General features: G+C 52.7%; 20 protein-coding genes and 1 tRNA gene. 14 read left to right on the forward strand and 7 right to left on the reverse strand.

From position 1 onward, the window contains the following. The first annotated feature begins 4 nt into the window (after positions 1-4). The 4 genes from EI42_RS12745 to EI42_RS12760 all read left to right on the forward strand — a co-directional run bounded on the left by EI42_RS12745 (position 5) and on the right by EI42_RS12760 (position 7,849). Entirely contained in the window at positions 5-3,061 is a 3,057-nt protein-coding gene (locus EI42_RS12745; protein ID WP_111322458.1) for an exonuclease domain-containing protein, read from the forward strand. A 33-nt stretch (positions 3,062-3,094) separates the two neighbouring features. Continuing rightward, positions 3,095-5,206: a molybdopterin-containing oxidoreductase family protein gene (locus EI42_RS12750; protein WP_111322460.1), complete on the forward strand. Its 2,112-nt coding sequence runs from the start codon at positions 3,095-3,097 to the stop codon at positions 5,204-5,206. 65 nt (positions 5,207-5,271) lie between these two features. After that, entirely contained in the window at positions 5,272-7,272 is a 2,001-nt protein-coding gene (locus tag EI42_RS12755) for a sensor histidine kinase (protein ID WP_137686235.1), read from the forward strand. 232 nt (positions 7,273-7,504) lie between these two features. Then, entirely contained in the window at positions 7,505-7,849 is a 345-nt protein-coding gene (locus tag EI42_RS12760; RefSeq protein ID WP_111322464.1) for a hypothetical protein, read from the forward strand. Positions 7,850-7,861: 12 nt separating this feature from the next. On the opposite strand, the gene EI42_RS12765 is transcribed toward EI42_RS12760, so the two are convergent. Beyond that, positions 7,862-8,578, reverse strand: coding sequence for a PspA/IM30 family protein (locus EI42_RS12765; protein ID WP_170142581.1), 717 nt, complete (start codon positions 8,576-8,578; stop codon positions 7,862-7,864). Positions 8,579-8,776: 198 nt separating this feature from the next. Here EI42_RS12765 and EI42_RS12770 point away from each other — a divergent pair. Next, positions 8,777-8,848 (forward strand) — tRNA-Gly (locus tag EI42_RS12770). 52 nt (positions 8,849-8,900) lie between these two features. Here EI42_RS12770 and EI42_RS12775 read toward each other — a convergent pair. Next, the gene (locus EI42_RS12775; protein ID WP_111322468.1) at positions 8,901-10,232 is read right to left on the reverse strand and encodes a spinster family MFS transporter; all 1,332 of its coding nucleotides are present in this window, start codon (positions 10,230-10,232) and stop codon (positions 8,901-8,903) included. 285 nt (positions 10,233-10,517) lie between these two features. On the opposite strand from EI42_RS12775, the gene EI42_RS12780 reads away from it, so the two are divergent. Next, positions 10,518-11,144, forward strand: a complete 627-nt coding sequence (locus EI42_RS12780; protein WP_146505363.1) for a DedA family protein — start codon at positions 10,518-10,520, stop codon at positions 11,142-11,144. A 36-nt stretch (positions 11,145-11,180) separates the two neighbouring features. Here the strand turns inward: EI42_RS12780 and serA are convergent, their stop codons facing one another. Next, positions 11,181-12,869, reverse strand: coding sequence for a phosphoglycerate dehydrogenase (serA, locus tag EI42_RS12785; RefSeq protein ID WP_111322472.1), 1,689 nt, complete (start codon positions 12,867-12,869; stop codon positions 11,181-11,183). 11 nt (positions 12,870-12,880) lie between these two features. Continuing rightward, positions 12,881-14,041 carry a pyridoxal-phosphate-dependent aminotransferase family protein gene (locus EI42_RS12790; RefSeq protein ID WP_111322474.1) on the reverse strand — a complete coding sequence of 387 codons (1,161 nt, stop codon included), beginning with the start codon at positions 14,039-14,041 and terminating at the stop codon, positions 12,881-12,883. A 502-nt stretch (positions 14,042-14,543) separates the two neighbouring features. Between EI42_RS12790 and EI42_RS12795 the strand changes: the two genes are divergently transcribed. The 3 genes from EI42_RS12795 to EI42_RS12805 all read left to right on the forward strand — a co-directional run bounded on the left by EI42_RS12795 (position 14,544) and on the right by EI42_RS12805 (position 17,033). Further along, on the forward strand, positions 14,544-15,446 hold the full coding sequence (locus tag EI42_RS12795; RefSeq protein WP_111322476.1) for an ABC transporter substrate-binding protein: 903 nt from the start codon (positions 14,544-14,546) through the stop codon (positions 15,444-15,446). A gap of 63 nt (positions 15,447-15,509) precedes the next feature. Then, positions 15,510-16,238 (forward strand): amino acid ABC transporter permease, encoded by a 729-nt coding sequence (locus EI42_RS12800; RefSeq protein ID WP_170142582.1) that lies wholly within the window; start codon positions 15,510-15,512, stop codon positions 16,236-16,238. A 15-nt stretch (positions 16,239-16,253) separates the two neighbouring features. Further along, complete coding sequence (locus tag EI42_RS12805) at positions 16,254-17,033, forward strand: amino acid ABC transporter ATP-binding protein (RefSeq protein WP_307722240.1); 780 nt, start codon at positions 16,254-16,256, stop codon at positions 17,031-17,033. 61 nt (positions 17,034-17,094) lie between these two features. Here EI42_RS12805 and pyk read toward each other — a convergent pair whose 3' ends face one another. After that, positions 17,095-18,540, reverse strand: coding sequence for a pyruvate kinase (gene pyk, locus EI42_RS12810; RefSeq protein ID WP_111322480.1), 1,446 nt, complete (start codon positions 18,538-18,540; stop codon positions 17,095-17,097). A gap of 416 nt (positions 18,541-18,956) precedes the next feature. Here pyk and rpsP point away from each other — a divergent pair, with 416 nt between their 5' ends. The 5 genes from rpsP to EI42_RS12830 all read left to right on the forward strand — a co-directional run bounded on the left by rpsP (position 18,957) and on the right by EI42_RS12830 (position 20,995). After that, a complete protein-coding gene (gene rpsP / locus EI42_RS12815; protein WP_111322482.1) occupies positions 18,957-19,247 on the forward strand; it encodes a 30S ribosomal protein S16 in 291 nt (96 codons plus the stop codon). A 22-nt stretch (positions 19,248-19,269) separates the two neighbouring features. Next, positions 19,270-19,500, forward strand: coding sequence for a KH domain-containing protein (locus tag EI42_RS12820; RefSeq protein WP_111322484.1), 231 nt, complete (start codon positions 19,270-19,272; stop codon positions 19,498-19,500). A 126-nt stretch (positions 19,501-19,626) separates the two neighbouring features. Next, positions 19,627-20,190, forward strand: a complete 564-nt coding sequence (gene rimM, locus EI42_RS12825; protein WP_170142583.1) for a ribosome maturation factor RimM — start codon at positions 19,627-19,629, stop codon at positions 20,188-20,190. Between the two features lie 140 nt (positions 20,191-20,330). Further along, positions 20,331-20,546 carry a hypothetical protein gene (locus tag EI42_RS31905; RefSeq protein WP_137686236.1) on the forward strand — a complete coding sequence of 72 codons (216 nt, stop codon included), beginning with the start codon at positions 20,331-20,333 and terminating at the stop codon, positions 20,544-20,546. 203 nt (positions 20,547-20,749) lie between these two features. Then, complete coding sequence (locus EI42_RS12830) at positions 20,750-20,995, forward strand: hypothetical protein (protein ID WP_111322488.1); 246 nt, start codon at positions 20,750-20,752, stop codon at positions 20,993-20,995. A 67-nt stretch (positions 20,996-21,062) separates the two neighbouring features. On the opposite strand, the gene EI42_RS12835 is transcribed toward EI42_RS12830, so the two are convergent. Both EI42_RS12835 and EI42_RS12840 read right to left on the reverse strand, forming a co-directional pair. Next, positions 21,063-22,001: a cobalamin-binding protein gene (locus EI42_RS12835; RefSeq protein ID WP_111322490.1), complete on the reverse strand. Its 939-nt coding sequence runs from the start codon at positions 21,999-22,001 to the stop codon at positions 21,063-21,065. Between the two features lie 81 nt (positions 22,002-22,082). Beyond that, positions 22,083-24,434, reverse strand: coding sequence for a serine/threonine-protein kinase (locus EI42_RS12840; protein ID WP_111322492.1), 2,352 nt, complete (start codon positions 24,432-24,434; stop codon positions 22,083-22,085).

Genomic DNA, 24,434 nt, shown 5'->3' on the forward strand with positions numbered 1-24,434 from the left:
GATTATGGCGAAGAAGTCGGCCATCCGTATAGCACTTGACCTGGAAACAACAGGTTTACATACCGAGCAAGACGCAATCCTTGAAGTTGCAGCGATCAAATTCCAGGGCTCAGATATTCTTGATACGTTCGAGTCGTTTGTTTCTCCCGGTCGTTCGATCCCCTATCGTGTACAGCGTTTAACCGGTATTAAGCCTGAACTGCTTGTTGGCGCTCCCCCGTTTGATGCCATTTCAAAGAAACTGCAACACTTTATCGGCGATTATCCCATTGTCGGTCATAGTATTCCGTTCGATGTGGGTTTTTTGCGTCGTTGGGGGGTAGCTCGTGCAAACCCGCTGGTTGATACCTTTGAGCTGGCAACTGTGCTGCTACCTTCCCTTTCAAGCTATAACCTGGGGCAGGTCGCGCACGCTCTAGGAATTCAAGTCCCCGTAGATCGCCATCGCGCAATGGTAGATACTGTCCTTGCCATGAAGGTCTTTCTGGCCCTCTATGAGCGCTTGCAGGCAGTCGATCTGGCTCTATTGCAAGATCTGGCCCATCTGGATGCGCCTCGCTCCTGGTCGCTTTTGCACTTTTTCCGCCAGGAGGTACGGCTTCGTCAGGAGAGCGAAGGTATCGCCGGAGGTCTGATGCGTGGTAGCCTCGGAGATCGTTTCGCTTCGCAGCTTGGTATGGATCCCCGTATCCTCTCATTTGCGATTGCCCGTCGGCAAGAGCATGAACCGTCGCCGTCAGAGCTATTGCCTGTCGAAACAACCTCACTGACTGAGCTTCAGAAGGATATAGAGGTTATCCCGGAAGAGAGTCAGGCTGAGGGCCCGATGGACCATGAGGCGCTGTATGCCGCAATGCGGACCTCTTTTGAGCAAAAGACGCCTTTTCTATTGGAAGTAACCGTCGGTAACAATGACTATGCTCCTGCCCTGCTTTCAGCCCTTGAGTGGTTGTCGGAAACGGACGATGCAGCTCCGCGTCGTCTGGTGGTTGCCTGTGCCAATCAACAAAGTGCCCGGCGCCTGATCGAGACAACCTTGCCTGGCATACAGGCTGCGCTGAAAAGCAAGCTTTCGGTGGCATATTGGGCCGAGAAGGGCGGCTATCTTTGCACGCATCGCTGGTTTGGCGCTGCACTCAGACGAACCAGTGGGGAGCTCACTGCTGAACAGGCGCGTGGATTGGCAAAACTGGGCCTCTGGGCGCAACAAACATTGACCGGTGAGCGCAGCGAATTGACGCTGTTGCCTCAGGAAGTCACAGCCTGGGAACGCATTTCCTCAGGCATTGAACAAATCCCTTCGGCAGACCCGCGTGCGGGCTCAATGTACCAGCGTTGTATGTATCGCCGGAAGGGCTATTGTTTTGTGAGCAACGCGGCTGAGCGCGTGCGCAATGCCCAGATCGTGGTGACAACGCATGCGGGCTTGCTGGATGATCTCTCACAGGCGCATTCGCTGCTTGCTGAGATCCCGACACGCATGATTCTGGACGCCGATTTGTTGGACGAAGAATGCGCGCGTTGGAGTAGCGTCGAGCTAGACTATCCGCGCCTGTATCGCCTACTCAATACGATTGGGGCTGAACTCGCGGACGGACGGTATCAGGGACTGCTGGCGCTTGCGGCTCCTGCTTTGCGTGAGAATGGCCCGGGTGGTATCTCGCGAACGCAGACCATCGCGAAGGCCGATCTTGACTCCCGCCTTGTGTCCTGGTTCCAGACCATAAAACAGGCGCGTAGCTCTGTTGACGCCCTGTTTGGCGCGTTGCAGCAGCTTACAGATGAATTCCTGCATCAAGGTGGACGGGATCGACGTGACGGCCCCCGACATTCGCACCGCTTGCATGAACGTCTGGATCAACCCTTGCGCCTGACTTCCCAGGTTAGCAATCTGCCTTCATGGAGCAATGTGATTCAGCTCTGGCATCAAACGGAGCAGCGCTTGCAGCAGGTCATTGATCTGGCACAGAAAGCAGAAAAGGGACTGCTTGGCGGACAGAGACAGGGGAATGCTCGTGACAAAGGAAGTGGTGAAGAGAGTTCGCTGGCCTCTGAGCTGGCGGGCGTTGCCTCACAGCTTCGTGAATTAAAGCATCTGGGCCAGCAGGCCTTCTCGCTATCCGACTCCGAAAATGTGTACTGGCTCCGGCAGACCCAGAATATAACGACCGCTTCTCAGATGCAACATCGTACTTCCCCTGCCGAGCAGATGCCGGTTTTGTATGCGCAAACAATACAGACGTCACAGCTTCTCCGTCGTCTGTTACTGACAGAGGGGAAAGCGACTGTATTTGCTGGCGCGGCCCTTTCGGTTGAGCAATCTTTTGCCTTTACACGGCAGCGTCTGGGTTTAGAGGATGGTTGCCCGGCATACTCGGTTGTCAGCAAGCGGCACAAGCAAACGCTCTTACTGGTGCCGAGTGATGTTCCTGAACCGAATGCTCCGCAGTATCAGCGTCGGCTTGAGGAAGCACTGATTCAAATTGCAACCTCGCTGGAAGGGCAGGTTGTCGCTCTGTTTACCTCGCATGCGGCATTACGAAGCTCCTACGCGGCCATCAAGCCAGTACTGGAAGCCCGTGGTATTCTGGTGCTCGGGCAGGGTATTGATGGGTCGCCGCGGCATCTCTGGCAGGTGTATAAAGAGCAGGAGCGCGTGGTGCTGCTCGGCGCAGGTGGTTTCTGGGAAGGAACAGATGAGGTGCCACATTCCCCGGCATGTCTGTTCGTTGCCCGACTGCCGATGCCGGTCTTGAATGATCCTCCGATGGCGGCCCGGGCCGAGTTGATTTCCGATCAGTTGCATCAATTAACGGTGCCTCTGGCCTCCTTGCGTATGCGCCGGGCTCTGAACCGCCTTGCCTGGAATGATACCAGACGAAATGCTATTGTGATTTTTGATCGGCGTATTATATCAAAGGAATATGGCTCAATGATTCTCCATAGCCTGCCCCGGAGCTCCCAGCGGCAGGTGATAGCGCAAGAACTGTCTGAAACCTTGCTGGACTGGTTGACAGTCATGGATGCCTGGGAAGATGAGCCGCTTACCGCTCAGAAGTAGGACTGCTGGCAGAAAGGATAGTGTGACCAAGCGATGATCAAAGCGACTGGAGAGGAGAAACGGAACCTCCGCATTGTGTATGGGGCATGCCCGCATGATTGCCCGGATTGCTGTGCACTGGAAACACAGGTAGATGAGCAGGGACGAGCCGTTAGTGTACGTGGACGAGCCGATCATCCTGTTACCCGTGGCTGGTTATGCGCGAAGGTCAATCGCTATCTTGAGCGAGTTTATCATCCTGATCGTTTGCTCTATCCCTTGCGTCGGGTTGGCGCAAAAGGGAAGGGAAAGTTCGAGCGAATTTCCTGGGATGAGGCCATTGCGGTCATCGTTGAGCGCTGGCGTGATATCATTGCTCGGGCGGGCGCGCAGTGTATCCTTCCATATAGTTATGCTGGCACGCTTGGACTGGTTCAGGGCGCGGTGACTGATACGCGATTCTGGAATCGGCTTGGCGCCTGTGGCCTTGAGCGTGCGATTTGCGGACATGCGGCTGAAGAGGCGGTACAGCTCGTGGTCGGCGGTCGTCTTGCCCCTTCTCCCGAGGATCTGGTACACAGCAAGTTTATTGTGATATGGGGGAGTAACCCGGCCAGCGCCGCACCGCATATTATGCCTTTCCTCCGTCAGGCGCAACGCAACGGCGCTCAGATCGTTGTGATTGACCCGATTCGGACGCTTACCGCTCGTTCTGCTGACTGGCATATTCAGCCGATTCCTGGAACTGATGCCGCACTGGCTCTTTCAATGATGCATGTGATGGTGACGGAGGGCCTGCATCATCAGGAGTGGATCGATCACTATACTATCGGATGGGAGCATCTGCTTGAGCGTATTCTGCAATTCCCGCCAGAGCGTGCGGCCCAGATCACTGGGCTGTCGGTTGAGACGATTGTGGAGCTTGCCCGACGCTATGCGACGACCAGCCCGGCTATGTTGCGCCTGACCGATGGTATTAATCGACATACCAACGGCGGCCAAACGGTAAGAACCCTTGCCTGTTTGCCCGCTGTTGCTGGTCACTATGGCGTTGCTGGTGGTGGTTTGATGTATAGTACCAGCGATTGGGTACAGTGGAATAAAGCGGCACTTAGCCACGCTGATGACCCCGCTTGCCCGCCCGTGCCTCGCGTGTTGAATATGAACCGCCTGGGTGCACTGCTGACTGGTGAAGCCGATCCCCCCATATATTCGCTCTATGTCTATAATGCGAACCCTGTTGCCTCATCTCCCAATGCTGGTAAGATCGTTGAGGGCTTACAGCGTGAGGACCTTTTTGTTGTAGTGCACGATCTTTTTGAGACCGATACCGCTCGCTATGCGGATATCGTGTTGCCTGCAACCAGCCAGCTGGAACAGACCGATCTTCATAAGCCGTACGGACATTTGAGCTTGAACTACAACACTCCTGCCATTGCGCCGCTTGGTGAGGCGCGTAGCAACTGGGATGTAATGCGTGCTCTGGCTGCCGGAATGGGATTTGAAGAGGAGTGGTTACAGGCTGATGCCGATACAATTATTCAAGAGGTACTGGAAGCGACAGCCGCTCACAATCCCTATCTCCATGGTATTACACTTGAACGGCTGAAAGAACAGGGCTCGCTTCCGCTGGCGGTTCCTGCTGCTGAGCGTGTTCCGTTTGCTGATGGCCATTTTCGTACTCCTTCGGGCAAAGTTGAGTTCTACTCTGAGCAGGCAATGCGCAAGGGCTATGATCCGGTGCCCGGTTGGGTACCAGATGCTGAGTCGAATGTTGGAAAGCAGGCAGTGACTGTCAATGGCCCCTTGCCGCTGCTCAGCCCTGCCGCGCACCATTTTATCAGTTCGACGTTTGCCAATCAGGAGATCCTGAGACAGAAAGAGGGAACGCCAACGCTGCGTATTCATCCAGTTGATGCTGAAGTGCGCAATATTCGCAGTGGTCAATATGTGCGCCTCTCGAATGAACGCGGCTGGTGTCGGTTGGTTGCCGAGGTAACTGAAGATGTGCGAGAAGGTGTGCTGGCAACTACAACGGTCTGGTGGCCGCGTTTCAGCCCCGATGGGCAGAATGTGAACTGGACGACGCCTGATCGCCTGGCTGATTTCAACGGTGGTAGTACCTTTCATACCAATCTGGTTTTCGTTGAGCCTGTAAATGAGTAGTTCTGCACTTTTAGGATGAAGTATGGTATAATCGTCTTATAACGGAAATAAACGAGGTGGGGCGAGTGAGCCAGCATGAGCTTTCTGAGGAACAGTCCCCGAGCAAGGTACAGGAGCTGCCGGGCAGTACTCCTGCCACGTCATACAGGGAAATACTTAAATATATAACTGAGATCGGTGGCTCGCTGCGTCTGCATATGGATGTGGACACGCTAATTACGCGTGTTGCTACGGCAACCTGTGAGGCGCTTCGCTTCCGCTATTGTGCGCTCTATCTCTTTGATGGAAGCGGTTTCTATCGCGTTCGTGCTGTTTCTGAGGGTATTGATCAGGAAGACATCATCTATCTACAGCAACATCCTGTCCCTGAGGCGATTCTCTCACGCTTAATGCAGCCAGAGTATCTGGTCAGCCGTTCGTATTTTGTGCCAGAAGAATCGCCTCTCTGGTTAGATGATGAGGTTGCTCGTCATTTTGTGATAGGCGAGGTCTATGGGCAGGAAGAAGATGTCCTGCCATTGATCGGCGTCGTGGAGACAGAAAGTATCCCCGAAGAGTGGAAGCCGCTTGATTTGATGATTGTGCCTCTGCGACGTGCCGATGATTCACTGCTTGGTTTTTTGACTCCAGATTCCCCACTTGATGGACGTCGTCCGACGCTTGAACTGGTAGAGCTTCTGGAGCTGTTTGCCAATCAGGTTGCGGTGGTGATAGAGGGGGCGCGTTTGTATGACGAGGCACGCCAGAGCAGCGAGGAACGGGCCGCCTTGATTGAGATCAGCCGCTCGCTCTTTGCCCCTGATGCTCTGCATGATACCCATTCGGTGTACCGCACGATTTATGCGCAGGTATGCCGTATGATGCCAGTTGATGCCTTCTTTATCGCTCGCTATCATCAAGCAAGCAGAGAGGTGATAGTTGATTACCTGGTTGATGAGGGTATTTCCTATGCTCCTGTGACGCTGGCATCGCGACCACATTGGGTAGAAGGGTTGCTTCAGAAAAACGAAGGTTATCTCTTTTCGACCTTTCACGAGTTGAATCACTTTTTGCATGAAGCCTACGCAACCAGTACTGTTTTGATTGGCAATCAGCGTCCCTCCGAGTCGATGCTGTTTGTGCCGATTCATTATGGTGAAGAGGTGATTGGCCTGCTTTCGGTACAGTGTTATATTCCCCATGCGTATACGGAACGCCACCTTGCGATCTTGCGTGAGATTGGCGTGCAGGCTGGTATCGCGATCATGAATGCCCGGCTCTATACCGAGTTGCGAGAGGCTGTCCAGCAAGCTCAGGAGTCGGAACAGATGAAGAACCAGTTCTTGATGACAGCTTCGCATGAGCTTCGCACACCTATCACCGCAATTCAGGGCTATCTTGAACTCCTATCGGTACATGGTGCCTCGCTGGACGAGGCGCGAAAAGAGCGTTTTATTGTCAATGCGCGTCGGGCGAGCGAAGAGCTGATTCTGCTGTTAAGCAATGTGATGGATACCAGCAGGATTGATCAGGACCGTGATCGTGTGATGTTGAAATACGATGCGGTGCCAGTGCTGGATGCGGTGCGCGTCATTCTAGAGATTCTGGAACCATCGATTGCTCGTGAACAGCGATGCGTAGAGGTTCAGGTTCCCCCTGATTTGATGGTCTGGGTTGATGACCTGCGACTTCGACAGGTATTGCTCAACCTCGTTGGGAATGCGCTCAAGTATGCTCCTGCCCCGGCGAAGATCATGTTGCGAGCGCAAAGTATCGAGGTATCGGTGTTGCAACACCGATTGACACAGATCAAGCAGAAACCGCTGACGACTGATACCGAACGCTTCATTCTGATTGAGGTTCGTGATTGGGGGCCTGGTATCGCGCCCGAGGCTCAGTCAATGCTCTTCACCAAGTTTATGCGTCTGCCCGGATCGCACACCAGGAACCAACGGGGTGCGGGATGGGGTCTTTATCTTTGCCGTGAATTGGTGGAGGCAATGCATGGGCGCATCTGGGTAGAAAGTACCGGTGTCGTAGGTGAAGGAGCAACGTTCTTTGTAGCACTTCCGCAGGTTGTGCCCTGATTGCTTTATTCCCCCTGAGAAGGCAAGCAAAGCGGTCATGGAGATTTGACGTGCAGAGTTCTCTATGCTACCATACTTTAGCAGTCTCTGTTCATTGCTAGAGGAGCATTGGCCGTCAGGGATCTCCAGGCCTTATTGCGGATAGAACTTTGTTCTCGCAAGCCTGATCTGACCTCAGTTGTGTGAGATCGGGTCGGGGAGGGCAGGGGGTCTTCAGAAGCGGAGGTTTTTTATGAACTTATATGAACAATTGCTGGTAGTCCGAGAGCGCCTTGAGGGGATAGGGGCTCATGATGATAGTATGTCATTGGTAGAGAAGTTGTTGAAAAAGGCTGAGCCAGCAATGCACGATAGAACCAGTGTTTCGCAGATACAGGTTCTTCGGCATATGTTGCGGTTGCCTGAAGTCATTGACAACTATAATGTCTACAATGACTTGCAGGAGCTCATGAGCGAACGTGATGAAACGGATATCATTGCTCGGGAGGATGCGGCCCCCGCAGCCTACGAATACAACGATCGTCGTCCTAAGCCACGTTCGTATTATAAGGCGCAGAAAGCCAAGAAGAAGGGCTAACATGCTTGCTGTTTAGTGAGCGGTTGGCCCTTCATTTTGTTTATGTTGCAGTTCTTCTTTCATCGCTTGAAGTTGCGTCTCAACGTTTTGTTCGATGGTGATCTGCTGCAACGCCTCGATATGCGATGTCCCTGGTTCGGGCAAATACTTTCTTTGCCCTCCCTGTTCTAGAAGCGGGTGTGCCAGGGCATCTGCTTCCTCCCGGAGCATGCGGACCTGCTCCTGTGCCTGTTCGAGCATCAGACGCGCCGAGTTCATATCCTGAGCGATTCCCTGAATTTCCTCACGAACTTGCAGGCGTGTTGTCGCGACTCTGTACTGCACCTTGAGCATCTCTTTTTGTGTGCGCAGGCCATCGAGGCGCAGGGAGAGCTGCCGTTCAAGCTGTAGCAGGTCTGCTTCCTGTCCCCGAAGCTGTGCGATCTGGGTTTCAAGGGCATGGAGCTGAGCAATTCTGGTCTCGTTGCTCAAGAGTGCCTGTCGAGCCAGCTCTTCTTTGCCTGCCTGAAGGGCATATCGGGCCTGTTGCTGGATGGTGTCACTCTCGTCTTTTATTTGTTTCTGCATTATTTCCAGCCGTTTGCGTTGCATGGTGATATCGGTGACCGCACGACGCAGGGTATCCAGTCGAGTGGTGTGCGTGGCATAGGCTTCATCGATCAGTGCTACCGGGCCTTTTTCTGCACGCTGGAAGCCCAATAGCCGGGCGAGGAATGAAAAAATACCCATAAAAAAACCTCCATCTCTCTCTGTATCATATCCTGAAATATATACGTCGTGCCAGCCGCTTCGTTCGGATCCGGGACATGTGGGAATGCATCTCACCATTGAGGCAGAGAAATGTGCTGATTTTGCAGAGGAGAATTTGTATTTTGGTGATAATGCTCTTGACAGATCTATAAGACCCCGCTATACTATAGGGTGTAAGCGGGTTTGGTGTAGTGGTAACACGCAACTTTCCCAAAGTTGAGACCGCGGGTTCGAGTCCCGTAACCCGCTCTTCTAGAAAAAACGCCTGTCAGTTTCGACAGGCGTTTCTCTTTGCTTGTTTTTATCCCTTACGTTGCAGACGAGCCTGCATCGCCTTCATATCTCCCGCTACCGTCTTCAGACCAATCAAGCAGATAAGTCCGGCAACAAGCAAGCAGATGGGACCGGTAGTCTGTAGAGCGAGTCCGAGCGAACTCCTATCGGCAATCGCACCAATAATGATGGGAGATAGAGCGTCACCAAGCAGGTGCGCGATCAGGAGAGCCAGCCCGATAGCAGTAGAGCGAATCTCTGGTTCGATAATATCCTGAATCACGGCATTCAGCGGCCCCAGGCACATACTCAGTGCCACAATAGCCAGGGCGAAAATGCAGATAAATGGGACCAGAGCGTGAGTGCCTAGAGCAAAGAAGGTGAGCGGCGCACCGAGTAGAAATGCGATGGTCGAGATCAACAGGCGTCCCTGGGGAAAGCGCCGATGCAGGTAGTCACCAATCCAACCGCCAAGCAGTGTCCCGACAATACTGCCGACCGCCAGCGTTCCGCCGGAAACCGCTCCTGCCTGCGCCTCCGTCAGCTTGAAGTCTCGTATGATGTAGGTTGTGATCCATCCCTGGGCCGCGCCAACAATAAAGAAGCTGGCAATAAATGCCCCGAGCAAGATCCAGTAGGTGGGAATACGGAAAATGCGTGCAGCATCTTGCAGGAAGTTCTTGTTTAGTCCTCCGTGGCCGGCAGCAGCGCTACTCTCTATTTCCCCTTCTTCGGCGTTATCAAACGCGCCGCGCTGTGGCTCGGCTGCCCGCCAGATGAGAAAAGCGACGATCAAACCGGGGAGCCCGACAAGGTAGAAGGCCCAGCGCCAGCCAAGCTGAAGGGCGACAACTCCGCCTAAGAGCATACCGATCGCAGTTCCAACAACGTTCCCGATGGACCAGATAGAAAGCATTCTGCCACGCACATCCTTAGGGAAGGAGTCACCGATCATGGAGAGTGAGGCTGGTGCATAGCCCGCTTCTCCGATCCCCAAAACCGACCGGGCAAGGAACAATTGAATGAAGTTGAAGGTAAATCCTGCTACCGTTGTAGCAACGCTCCAGATCGCAACGCAGAGCGCTATAATATTTTTTCGTTTGCCATAGTCTGCCCAGATTCCCAGGGGCAGTGTTGCGATTCCATAGACCAGTAGAAATGAGGAGATCAACCAGCCAAGTTCTGTATCGCTCAGATGGAATTCGGTTTTAATCTGCGTTTGTACAACCGGTAGGATTGCTCTGTCTGTATAGTTTAATATGTTGATGATGAGCAGGAGGATAAAAGAGTACATGGCTTGCCGCCGCGTCAGGGGCTTTACGGGCTTCAGGTCACGCTCAAGTGAGGTTGCATTTCCCATAGATACTGCATTGTCCCTTTCTATATCGAGTGTTTTGCTGCTGCACAACAATGGCGGGTGTAGGCCATTAGAGGTCGCCTGGCGACGAAGTTATTATGAATGGAATATACCTGTTCTTGCGTATTGTACTACACTCTGCTTGCGCTGACATCAGTTGAGGACGTCTGCTCGGGACTGTAGGGGGAGAGATGCTACCCTGTGATTGCTCGATTCGTCTTAGGTCAAGAGGGTCATTTTTTTTGAAGGCTGAGGGGAGGCAAACTGTTTGTGAATGTTCTCAAAGAGATGACAGATTTATTTGTGCAGATTCACCCCTTCTGGATCTATCTTATAGTTGCCATTATGCTGCTCATGGAGAGCTCGGGCATTCCGGTAATGAATAACACGTTGCTGCTATTTACGGGGGCGCTTGCCTCGTTGGGATACCTGAACATCTGGATTCTGGGAGGGGCTGCGTTTGGTGGGAGCGTTGCCGGGGCCTGTAGTGCCTATATTATTGGCTTTTACGGCGGGCGAAAGGTGCTTTTGCGGCTGGCGGGGCTACTGCATATCGATGAAAAAAAGATTGCCCTTGCCGAAGGTTGGTTTCAGCGTTCGGGTATCTGGATGATCTTTCTCTCACGCATGACGCCTTATTTGCGGCCATTTGCTTGCTTCCCGGCGGGGATCACACGTACACCATTCCCGCTTTTCCTGATAAGCGCCTCGGCTGGCTCGCTGCTCTGGTGTGTGGCGCTTTTGGGGATTGGCTGGTATCTGGGGAATCGTTGGGAACTGGCTGTTACGTTGATGCAGAAGTATACCATTCCTGTCGTGCTTCTGCTCCTTGTGCTTATGGTGGGCTATTTCGTGCTCTCGTCGCTGCTCAAGAAACGGTTGAAATCGCGGGTACAGCCAGAGAAGAAGGGGTAGAGGCGCAGAACAAGAACTGGCTGCGCCTCTTTGCCTCTAAAGATGCACAACGGTCACGCCGAAGATATCACCTGTTTCGCCGATTTCGTGCAGCGCCCATTCGGGAATATCATTATCAACCGATATGACCATCAACGCGGTATCGTGCGTGCCCTTTACTTGTTGCTTGCGCTGACTTGGGCCGACGTCCATGTGTCTGATATTGACGGCAGCTTTTCCGAGCACCATACCAACGCGTCCGATCATGCCCGGCTGGTCCAGGTTTCGACAGAAGAGAATGCGTCCTTCCGGAGCGAAATCTGTCCAGTAGCGTCCGACGCGAACAATACGCGGCTCATCATGCATCACGGTTCCGCTCAGCGTCTCCACGTGCTCATCTCCGGAGCCCGGCTTACCCGCGAACGAGGAGGTGTAGCCGTTGGCGTTCAGCACGCGTAGCGTCACCTGATTGGCGAACTCAGCAGGAGTCGTTGATTTCTGCTCGATAATTTCCAGACCCCATTCTTTCGCGATCACCTGCGCATTGATCTGGTTCACGTGGACCTCGGAAATGGGTTCGAGCAGTCCCTTGATCAGGGCGGCCTGGAGTGGTCGCAGGTCATAGCTAGCAATCTCACCGTTGTAGATCAATTCGATCTTGGTGAGTGGTCCGGGCTGAAGCTGCGTATAGAGACTGCCCATTTTCTCCAGCAGCGTCATATAGGGTTGCAGCACCTTCATCGTTTCAGGAAGAATCATAGGCGCATTGACGGCAGCGCGAGGGAAGCCGCCCTTCAGCACCGAGACAACCTGTTCGGCGACATCGACCGCGACGCTGACCTGCGCCTCTTCTGTGGAGGCTCCCAGGTGAGGAGTGGCAATGACGCGCTCATGGGCCACGAGCTGTTTGAGCACGTCATTGTCGCGAATAGGCTCCTGACTGAATACATCCAGGGCAGCGCCAGCCAGACGATTCTCGTTCAGGGCCTTGAGCAAATCTTCTTCGTTGACGATACCTCCACGCGCGCAGTTAATCAGACGAGCTGTGGGCTTCATCAGACTCAGTTCGCGCTCAGCAATCAGGCCACGGGTGCCGCTTGGACCACTGGTCAGCGAGGTGTGGATGGTCACAAAGTCGGAGCGGCGCAACAGTTCGTCGAGGTCAAGCATCTCAATGCCGCTCTTTTGCGCATGTTCTGGTGAGACAAAGGGATCATAGGCAACAATTTGCATCTCCAAACCTTGTGCACGGCGAGCAACGGCCATGCCAACCTTGCCCAGACCGATCACGCCAAGTACCTTATTTCTGACCTCCACGCCGAGGAAGCGACTCTTTTCCCACTTGCCTGCTTTGGTACTGGCGTTCGCGGCGGGAATATGCCGGGCAAGAGACATCAGCATAGCAATGGAATGCTCTGCTGCTGCGATGATGTTTCCTGTTGGAGAATTGACCACAATAATGCCCAGACGGGTCGCGGCTTCTGTATCGATGTTATCAACACCCACACCTGCACGCCCAACGATCCTGAGATTTTTGCCTTCTGTCAGAATGTCGGCTGTAACCTGGGTTTCGCTGCGGACAATTAACGCATGATAGTCTCCGATGATGGCCTGAAGTTGTTCCTTTGAGAGACCACGCCGCTCATCGATCTGCGCTGTGGGAAGCTGTTCCTGTAACAGGGCGATACCTTCGCGAGCGACTTTATCGGTAATAAGGACCTTGACTGCTTGCTCTGCTTGTTGCATGGTTCCTCTCCTTAGCCCTTATATCCGAGATCATGAAGAACGTGTTCAAGGTTATCGACGGCGCTTTGCAGATCGGCCTCTGTAAAATAGCCGAGGTGTCCGATGCGGAAGATCTTTCCGTCCAGTTGTCCCTGACCACCGGCAAAGACGGTCTTCTCCTCTTCACGGAGCTTCTTGAGCATTACCTTCAGATCAATGCCCTCTGGCACTTTGATTGCGGTCACCGTGTTGGAAGCATATTGATGATCTGCCAGCAGGTCGAGTCCGAGCGCTTTGGCTCGATTACGCACATATTCGCCTGCTCGCTGATGGCGGTCAAAGATAGCCTGACGGCCTTCTTCAAGCATCATTTCGAGCGTGACATCCAGTGCGTAGAGAACAGAGAGAGGAGGTGTCGTCGGATGTTGCCATTTGCTTTGCAGCGATTTGCGGGTCATTTCCCAGTCAAAATAGAAGCGTGGGAGCTTTGCGGTTTTATAAGCCTCCCAGGCGCGAGGACTGGCTGCGATCATCATCAGGCCAGGGGGAACCATCCAGCCTTTCTGAGAGCCGGTAAAGACAACATCAAGGTCCCAGGCGTCCATTTCGAGGGGCACACAGGCCAGCGAACTGACTGCATCAACGATAATGAGCGCATCGGGATTATGTTTGCGAATTATGCGTGCCAGCGTCTCAATATCATTGGTGACACCGGTGGATGTCTCATTATGGGTAAGCAAGACACCCTTATACGGTGCGACCTCTTGCAAGCGCTTCTCAACACTTGCCGGTTCCGCCGCTTCGCCCCACGGATATTCAAGCCGTGTCACCTGTAGCCCGTAGGCCTCGGCAATTTTTGCCATGCGATTTCCGAAGTTACCAATGGTGATCGAGACCACATGATCCCCTGGAGAGAACACATTGACAATCGCACATTCCTGGCCGCCTGTGCCCGATGCTGGATAGGTCATGACCAGCGCTTCGGTCTGGAAGAAGTATTGCAGCCGCAAGGTGATGCGCTTCATCATGGCGGAAAACTCGGGGCCACGATGGTTAATCATAGGGGCAGTCTGTGCCTCACTTGCTTCTGGTGGAATAGGGGTCGGGCCGGGAACACGTAGGTTTTGCTTCGGGATGGGTTGACGCTTTTCTACTTGTGGAACAGGTATCTCTTTTTTTTGTTGAGTGGTCATTCGCTAATCTTCTCCTCTGCTACAGACACAACTCGCTCAACCTTGAACTTTTCTGCTTCCCCACCGTTGGAAGAATGCTCTGTTGGCACTGTTTGTATCTACTTCAGATAGTCAACGGAGTGCCTTGCTACCTCATCAGGATAAAGCATTGACGATGTAATGTCAAACACTTCCTACAGGAAGTATACCCTGCGTTCATCTGTTCTGTTCTGGGAGGGAAAAGACAATAGATGACCATGTATTACTGAAGGTATTTATAGAAGACAGGCATGTATAAAAGAAATACAAAATCATCATCAAGGCTTCAGTGTTGCTATGCTGGAATGGACGGAATGGGGGACCGAAGGGCGGGTGAATCTTTTTTGGCTTTGAGAGATACTGGCTTTTATATTCATATATTATATACCACCTCACATCTCTCATCTGTGCATACAGGCCAACCTGTGTTAAACTACGGTTATCTATTTTATTGATGATCTATAACACCATAGGAGGGTTGTTCATGGATTCTCTTTTACGTAGACGTCGCCCCTGGCATGTCTCTTTCTCCTCCTCTTTTTTGGGAGTATTTGTCGTTCTTACCCTTCTTTTAACCGCCTGTGGTGGCGATACCAGCAATGATGCTACACCGGACAAAGCCGTTATTCCTGCCCCCAAAGGGCTGATCCAGGCAGGAACGTTGACTGTGGGCAGCGATACAACCTACCCGCCACAGGAATTTTTCGACCCTGCTCAAAACAAGGCAACAGGCTTTGATATTGACCTGATTACCGAGATTGCCAAGTTGATGGGCCTCAAGGTCGAGGTGAAAAAAGCAAACTTTGACATCATTCTCGACGATCTGAGTGCCAAACGTTATGATGTTGTCATTTCCGCTCTGACCATCAATGACGATCGCAAGATGAAAGCTGACCTCATCCCCTATTTTAATGCCGGTCAGTCACTGCTGGTACAGAAAGGGAATCCATTGAAAATTGGCGGTGTCAATGATCTGTGCGGGAAAAAAGTTGGAGTTCAGAACGGAACCGTTGAAGCCGATACATTGAGCGAGTTGAATAAGAAGGAATGCGCCAGTAAGCAGGTTCAGGTCACTTCATTGAAAGATCAAACCGATGTGATTCAGTTGCTGGTCGACAAGCGCGTTGACGCGACCTTCCAGGATTCACCGGTTACGGACTACTATCTGAAACAGAACCCGGGACAGTTTGAGGTCGCCGGGCAGATTATTGAGCAGGCCGTTGAGGGTATCGCGGTGCGCAAAGGCGACAAGGAAATGTACGATGCGATCAAGTCGGGTCTGGATATGCTTAAAAAGAATGGCACTTATGACAAGCTCTTTGAGCAATGGGGCTTGAATCCGGTACAGAAAGTATCGGACGTTGAACAGCGCCGACAGCTTGCGTAGTATATGGGATATCCTGGCTTCTTTTCTGAAGAAGTCAGGATCTTTTTTCAGGAGGATGAACGCGTGTTTCGTTGGGATTTAGTAGGGCAGTACCTCTTCTCCTTTCTTTTTATCAAAGCTGCCTGGATGACGCTCTGGATTGCTGTTGTTGCTCAGGTATTGGGGGTTGTGCTCGGGCTCTTTCTGGCCTTAATGCAGATGGCGAGGCGGCTGAGGTTTCTGAACTGGATCGCCAGCGTGTATATCTGGCTCTTTCGCGGGACTCCCTTGCTGATTCAGGTCTATCTTTTGTGGCTCGGACCCACCAAGTTCGGGTTGACGCTCTCACCTGAGATGTGTATCCTGCTTTCCTTCTCGCTGAACGAGGCCGCCTATATGGCCGAAATCATCCGGGCCGGTATCTCTTCGGTTGATGAGGGACAGATGGAGGCTGCGAAGGCGCTTGGTATGCGCTATGGATTGGCAATGCGTCGGATTGTGATTCCGCAGGCGATTCGCTTTATTATTCCCCCACTGGGCAATGAATTCAATAACATGTTGAAGACGACCTCGATTGCTTCTGTCATCGGAGTCATTGAGCTTACGCAGGCCGCACGCGAATATGGAGCCCATAGCTTTTCGGTCTTTGAACTCTTAATCGTGTCCTCGGTATACTACCTGCTTATGACGACGGTGTGGACCTTTGTGCAGAGCTGGATTGAGCGTCGTCTTGATCCTGAGCGCAAGGCGAAAGCAGCCCAGAAAAACTGGACATCACGTGTGCTTGGTTTTGAGCCGTCTGCTGGACACTAGGAGGAAGAGGCACGTATGGTAGGACAACAGGAAGCAAACGAAATGGTGCGAGGCGAAGGCATAGTCAAGCGCTTCGGTCATCTCACCGTACTGAATGGTATTCATTTTCAGGTAAAGCGGGGACAGGTCGTTGTGATTATCGGTCCCAGTGGCTCGGGTAAAACGACGCTGTTACGCTGCATCAACCATCTGGAAAAGATCGATAGTGGCCGTATTTATGTTGATGGGCAACTGGTCGGGTATCGCGAGGTCAATGGCAAACTGCTTGAGGATTCCGAGGCAAATATTGCCCGGATGCGTTCTCAAATCGGTTTTGTCTTCCAGCGCTTTAACCTGTTCAGCCACAAGACGGCACTTGAAAATGTGATGGAAGCGCCGATCTATGTGCTGCATGAGCCGCGAAATGTGGTGCGGGAACGAGCTCTTGCCAATCTGGAGAAGGTCGGTCTGGCGGACAAAGCAAATGCCTATCCGCGCCAGCTTTCTGGCGGACAGCAGCAGCGCGTTGCGATTGCCCGGGCTCTTGCAATGAAGCCCAAATTGATGTTGTTTGATGAGGCGACTTCCGCGCTTGATCCTGAGCTGGTTGGCGAAGTCTTGAAGGTGATGCGTCAGCTCGCTGAAGAGGGTATGACGATGGTGGTAGTTACCCATGAGATGCACTTTGCTCGTGAGGTTGCGGACCATGTTATCTTCATGGATAAAGCGCAGATTGTGGAAGAAGGACCCCCTGAGCAGATCTTCGGAAACCCGCAAAACGAGCGAACTCGCGACTTTTTGAGACGGATCGATTAGTCGCTGAGAAGAAGAAGGGCATGGATTCCTGTAACCCATGCTCTTCTTTTGCTATAGAGTTTTATTCCTGGGGCACTTTTTCCACTTGATGAAGTTTGACGAAGTTGGTACGGGCGCGGCTGGCAATCGGGAACCCCCCCATAATCACAACGTTGTCGCCGTCCTCTACAAGGCGATCGTCAAGCAGGCGCTGACTGACTTCGTCGACCAGAGCTTCGGTTGAACCGTGCATGCCAATGTGGTACGGCCAGACTCCCCACCAGAGGGCAAGCTGGCGGTAGACATGTTCATTCGGGGTATAGGCAATGATCGGGCGGCGGGGACGATCTTTTGAGATCAACTGTGCGGTCGCGCCAGAGCGCGTAAAGACGACGATTGCCTTAACGCTGACTTCTTCGGAGAGTGCCCGTGCGGCATGGCTGACTGCATGCTCCTGAGTGAGACGCTGACATTGGGGGAGGCGCGCTGTTCTGTCGCCTGCTTCGGTCTCAAGGGCGATCCGCACCATCATTTTGACAGCTTCAATGGGATATGCACCGCTGGCTGTTTCGGCGCTCAACATGACGGCATCGGTGCCATCAATAATCGCGTTTGCAACGTCGTTGACTTCTGCACGAGTCGGTCGTGGGTTGGTGACCATCGATTCAAGCATCTGGGTTGCGGTGATGACTGGCAAGCCGAGGTCATTACATTTCTCGATGATGTGCTTCTGAAGCAGGGGCACCTTCTCAGGAGACATCTCAACGCCGAGGTCTCCACGAGCAACCATAACGCCGTCTGCTACCTCAAGAATCTCATCCAGCCGGGCTACGGCCTCCGGCTTTTCCAGCTTGACAATTAAGGGCGGCTCGGCCTGATCGGTGCGGTTGAGCTCTTCCTGATACTGCTTAATGAGCTGGCGGGCCTCCAGAACGTCTTCTGGTCTACGGACAAAACTGAGGGCCACATAGTCGACGCCCTGCGAGATGCCAAACCGCAGGTCAGCGCGGTCTTTCTCGGTCAGAGCCGGGGCACTTACCGCAACACCGGGCAGGTTAATGCCTTTATGTTCCTTTAAAAAACCTCCGTGAATGATCTGACAACGAATATCTTCGTCGCTCTTTTCGATCACACATAGCTCCATCAGTCCATCATCAAGCAGGATGCGATCACCGGGCTTGACATCCTGAGGAAGCTGTTTATACGTGGTAGAAACCCTCTCTGCGTTGCCAATGATATCGCGGGTGGTAATGGTGATAAATTCACCTTCCACAAGCTGAACTGGCTGCTTCCCTTGCAGCCTCCCGGTCCGAATTTTGGGGCCTTGCAGATCCTGTAATAGAGCGATAGAGCGGCCAAGCCGTGCGGAAATGGAGCGGATGTGTTCTATGACCTGGGCATGTTCCTCCTGGGTGCCATGAGAAAAGTTCAAGCGGGCAACATTCATTCCTGCTCGTATTAGCTGCTCCAGGCGCTCTCCACTGCTGGTCGCCGGACCGATTGTACAGACAATTTTTGTACGGCGCATAATGGTGAAACCTCTTGATGATTTTTTGTGATGATACCTTCTGGTGTTTTGTTGGCAGCAGCGCCGATGGACAGACGTCGTCCAGTTTATGTCTTCTCCGATATATTTATAATAACGATTGGAGTGTACATCGTATAGAAGCAAGCCGCAAGTACTGCAAAAAGGATACATCGGCTTTGCTATGCCGCCTACCGAGAGGATCGGGTTACGTGACGATGGCACGGATGGGCTTGCGAGAATCGAGCAGGCCCCTTTGAACGAGCGTTGACATTTTGATTGTCGCATGCTATTCTAGTCTAGCCGAAGTTCAGGGAGATTGAGCGCCGCTTTGTTACTGGTGCTGCACCGAACACGGCAGACGAGAAAGTCTAGAGAGTAAATCCCTGAAATGGGGAAGAGGTGAGAAGTACACTAGCATGGCTGTTAAAATTCGATTGAAACGCACGGGCATGAAGAAAGCCCCTAGCTATCGTGTTGTGGTTGCCGACGCACGTTCTCCGCGCGATGGCCGTATTATTGAGAATATTGGCTGGTACAATCCCCGCGTTGAGCCCTCCAAGATCGTCATTGACGAGGAGAAGGCCCTGCGCTGGTTGAACAACGGCGCTCAGCCAACAGACTCCGTCGAGTCCTTGCTGAAGCGTGCCGGTATTCTGGACCGTTTCCTTCAGGAAAAGGCTGCAAAGAAGACTGCTGCTGAAGCCTAGTGTCTGATATAGGATAGAGACTATGCGTAAGCTGATTGAGTATGTGGCTCAGTCGTTGGTGGATGATCCCTCGGCGGTTCAGGTACGTGAGATTCGCAACGACCGTAATGCTGTAGTCCTTGAGTTGCACGTGGCGCAGGAAGACTTTGGAAAAGTGATCGGGCGTCAGGGGCGTGTCGCAAAGGCTATGCGAACCTTGATGCGTGCTGTTGGAACCCGTGAGGGCCGTCATACTGCACTGGAGATCGTCTAGCAACAGAAGAGCAGGAACGGTCTCCAGCTCTTCCCTTTATTCTTTGCATCTGCTGGTATGCCTCTGTGCCATCAGGTGTGCAAAAAGCTCTGTATTTACCGTCCGTAGAGGGCTTTGCTCATGTCTATGCAAAACAAGACAGAATGGGCTACTATCGGTAAAATAGTGGCCCTTTTTGGTGTACGTGGCGAACTGAAGGTTCAACCACTGACCGATATTCCCGACCGCTTTACGACACTGAAGGCGGTGTACCTCACGCCGGGCTATACCCGACATACAATTGAAAGTGTCCGCCCCTATAAAGGCACTATGATTCTGCTCAAGCTGCGTGGCTTTAATGATGCCAATGCAGTCGAAGCCCTGCGTGGTCAGGAGCTTTGTATCCCCGTTGAGCAACTGGCGGAACTCCCCCCTGATTCCTACTATCAGCATGATATCCTCGGCCTGCGTGTGCTGACGCTTGGAAACACGGAAATTGGGCACATCTCTGATATTATCGCGACTGGCGGCAATGATATCTATGTGATTACATCTGTTGAAGGCAAACAGGTAATGATTCCGGCGGTGAAGGCTATCATAAAACAGATTGACCTTGTCCGTCACGTAATGTATATTGATCCTATACCGGGGTTATTGGATGATGATGCACTTGTTGATGATCCCAATAAGCCCTATGGTGAAGACGAGTAAGGCTAACCCTGTCGCGGAAGCGCGCTGATACACCCTTCAAGCGCACTTGAAACGTTTTTGTCGCTCTGGCCGTAGTAGAACTGAAGCCGTTTCGCCCGAGTGCGAAGGTGGCGACAAGTTATTTCGATGGGAGGTGTCTTGTGTCTGACCGTATCCCAACATTAGCCGATCTCTGTACTGCTATCGCTGACGGTCATGTTCCTGCTTCTGTTGATGGCTCGGTATATCAGGTCAATGTCCTGGAGCTTCGACGCTACTTCCAGGCACTCCATTCATCGGAGACTCAATCTTCTCTTCTCTCTTCTCTTTCCCAGCTTGGTACATGGTCTTCCTCTTCTCGTCCCTCGGTTGCTTGAGGGCGTTTTTCTTTCTATAGAGAAGGAGTATATCAGTAGTTGCACGAGTAGAAGGTTAGCACTATAATAAGATTTGAGAGTGTAACCATTACTGGTTGCTCTCTGTGTGCTCGTTCTCTCGGCAGGGGGCTCGTTGTGCTGGTTGCCTGCCGTATATCTGGCTTTTCAACGAGCGCTTTATACATCGCTGAGGAAGGTCTTTCATGGAGCAACTCAATACTGATCAAGTGACAGCAACACCCTCCCGTTTCTCTGAGCGGAAGCGGTTTGACTGGCTCTATTTTCTGCCGATTCTGGGTATTATCTGGGTCCTCTTTCTCACCGTTGCGGTCGTCTTTCAGCTCCCTATCGGTGGCGTTGTCGACCCGGTAATGACCTTTATGATCGTCATTTTCTTCCTGTTCGTCGGGGTAATGTACTGGGCTTTCTATCCCAAATCGAACAGATAGCAAATAAGGAAGAGGGAGAGGAGCATAGGGCTGGTTCTCCGCTCACTATGTTCCTCTTGTTCCGTCTTTATGGGGCCAGTTGTAGACAGGCGGTTGGATCAACGGGAGCCGGGTGTCCCCAGAGGGTGTACGCGATCAACTCGGCTGATTGGACCAATCGCGGACTCGAACGGTTCATATACTGGTTTCCATCAATGGCGTAGACGCGATTGGTTTTGACGGCTCGCAACGTCTTCCACTGTGGATGTTGCTGAAGCTGTGGGTACTCCTGTACAGTACGTTCAAGGGAGAAGCCACAGGGAGAGAGAATCAACACGTCTGGGTCCACAGCTTGTAGCTCCTGCCAGCTTAACCAGGGTGCATGAGTACCCGTACCTCCACAGACTGCTTCTCCACCTGCATATGCAACCAATTCCGGTATCCAGTTTCCCGCACCCATCAACGGATCAAGCCACTCAAGTACGGCAACACGTGGCTTCTGCGCGCTTGCGGTCTGTGCTTGAAGCTGTTCAAGCCGGTGAATATAGATCGCTATCTGCTGGCGGGCAACCTCAGTCGCGTGCAGGGCCGTGCCGATGCGGAGCATATCGTTCCAGACATCTTGTAGGCGATAGGGGGCAAGGGCCACGATGCGGGGCTGTATGCCGATAACGTGCTGTAAGGCAGCGATGACATCATTCTCGCTCACGGCACAGACCTCGCACTGTGTTTGTGTCAGCAGAAGGTCTGGTTTGAGACGCTGAAGCAGATCGGTATCAATAGTGTAGATACTGAGTGCTTTGAGCGCATTACCCTGCGTCTCGTCCCTTGCACGGGCAAGCTGTTTGATCTGGGCGTCTATCTGCTCGCTGCTGGTATCCACATCGATTAACGGGCGGCTAACTGCTGGCAGATGCAGCACTTCAGGCGGATAGTCGCACTCATGGGAGCGACCCACAAGCGCTGACAGGTACCCGAGTTCTGCGACCATTTCGGTGGCGCTTGCCAGCAATGAGACAATCCGCATAACGCTTTTCCCCCTTGCTCCTGCTGTTGAGCTATATTTTTTTCGTCCTACGGCATTGTATCATATTGTGCGTGCAGAATCTCAAGGCGTGGCGTCGACCTGCCAGATTCTTATTGTTTTGTCTGCTCCTGCCGTTGCCAGGTATTTCCCATCAGGTGACCAATTGAGATCGAGAATGGTGCTATTATGCCCGTGCTCTTTGCCAAACAACATGGTAGGCAAGCGATAGCCGTCCTTCATGCGCGGTTTGGGGTCTGCAAGATCCCAGATATGCACGCGATTACTCCACATATAGCATGCCGCGATATAGCGTCCATTGGGAGACCAACACAGGCTGGCAACCTGAGGGAGCAGCTTGAAGCCCAGGTTGTTCTCTTTATCGGGTGGATGGAACGCAAAGTAGTCATCGGTCAGGAGCCGTTGTTCCACCTTGCGCGTCAGGGCATCCCAGATCTCGATGGTATCCAGGTTGCAGAGCGCGAGCTTTGTTTTCTGCGTGGGAGACCATGCCATTATCTGTCGAAAAATGAAGATAGTCTCATCTTTTGTATAGACTTTCGCCCGTTCCGCGGGCTCCAGCAGATGCTTTACCTTACCCGCTTTGACATCCCAGATCGCCACCTGAAAATTGCTGAGCTGTTGCGCGAGCCAGAGGCCGTCTCGGGACCAACTCAGCAGGGTGGTGGTGATGGCATACTTATGTTTCAGGACAGAAGGCAGCTTGTCATCAGCCAGGACTTTTGGTTTCTGTTTGGGGGGAGCTGCCACATGCCAGAGCAGGAGCTTGTTTGTCTCTCCGAGGTCAGTGGCGAAGGTATCTCCCTGCACGTTTGCAGTGATTTTGGTATAGGAGATGGTAGCGAATATATTGTCCTGTGCTGGTGGCTCCGCGTTTCCGTACTGGGTGGCGTCATCATCGCTTGCGGGATCAACGACGTCAATTTCGTTATTCTCGCCACAGGTGAAAAGCAGTCTGCTGCTATCCGCTGTCCAATCGAGCGAGTTCCCGTAGAAGGCTCTGGTTGCTCGCCAGCGCTGGTAGGTGATGTCTTTTGCGGATGATGTGTTGATAGCCTTCCGAATATTCCAGGCATACACCGTTTTATCCAGGCCCGCAGAAGCCAGATAGTTTCCATCAGGAGACCATTTTACCTCTCGAACCTCGTCGAGATGTTTTTCCAGCGAAAGAAGTTGTTTCCCTTCTATGAAGTGGTGGGGACCTGGCTGGGGTGTCGGTGTTGGCTGAACCTCCGACTGCCGTTGTGAGTACCAGCGGAACAGCGCGAAGCCTCCCGCACCTGTGACGATAGCCGCTGTCGCGCCGCCAACGAGCAGTGTTCGCCGTTTGAGCTTTTGATGCGATCCATCTAGAAGGTTTTGAGTCAGCGTCCGTGTATGCTGGGTTACGGTGTCAGTTTCTTGAAGCAAATCTCGGGTTGTCGAGTCAGGTACATCAGTTGTGGGCTGTGTTCGAGCATGGATATCAAAAAGACGGGACGCTGCCGTGTTCGCCGAAGAAAGCCGTTTGCTCCACGGGGCAAGTAGGGTTGCATCGGGATCGGTGCGTTCCATCCTGGGATTATGCCATGCTTTCGTTAGAGCCTCAACAAAAGCCACACAGGAAGGAGGGCGCTGTGCGGGATCTTTTGCCAGCCCTTTCATCAGAACAGCCTCAACATGCAAGGGAATCGTTGGATTGATCTGCCGGGGCCGGGGTGGTGCCTCATGTAACTGCTTGAGGAGCACATCAAACGGGTTATCTCCTCGAAATGGTAGTTTTCCCGTGAAAAGATGATATGCAATGATAGCCAGACTGTAGCGATCGCTGGCGAACTCCGCGTACCCTTGAGCTTGTTCCGGGGCCATGTATTCAGGGGTTCCTCCTCCTGCGTGGGTCTGACTGCGATGGGTTGCACTATTGAGGAGCTTGGCGATACCGAAATCGGCTAGAAAGAGCAGATTATCCTGAAGCAGCATGTTAGCTGGTTTGATATCACGGTGAATAATATGCTTGCTGTGGGCGTAGTCAATCGCTTCGGCGGCCTGGCGAAGAAAGCGCAGCCCTGCCTCAGGCGTCAGGGGTGGCTCACTGTAGATGAGGTCTCGTAGGGTTCCACCTGTCAGGTAGGGCGTGACCAGATAGGTGACGATTTGCTCTTCATCGTCTTCAAGTGGTTGTTGCCCAAAGTCATGGACCTGAAGTATGTGCGGATGCTCCAGCGAGGCGATGGCTCGGGCTTCATAGGTGAAGGCATCCAGATAGCTCTTGTCCTCCGCCAGAACCGGTGGGAAAATTTTAATCGCGACCTGACGTTGAAGCGCTGCGTCTTCTGCCAGCCAGACTTCTCCCATGCCTCCCCGCCCAATCAAGCGGATAGGCCGATAGCGCCCAATGGTTTTATCCTGCCAATCTATCAGATAATACATCGCCAT

Origin of the sequence: Thermosporothrix hazakensis, assembly GCF_003253565.1 — a bacterium.
Taxonomy (GTDB): Bacteria; Chloroflexota; Ktedonobacteria; order Ktedonobacterales; family Ktedonobacteraceae; genus Thermosporothrix; species Thermosporothrix hazakensis.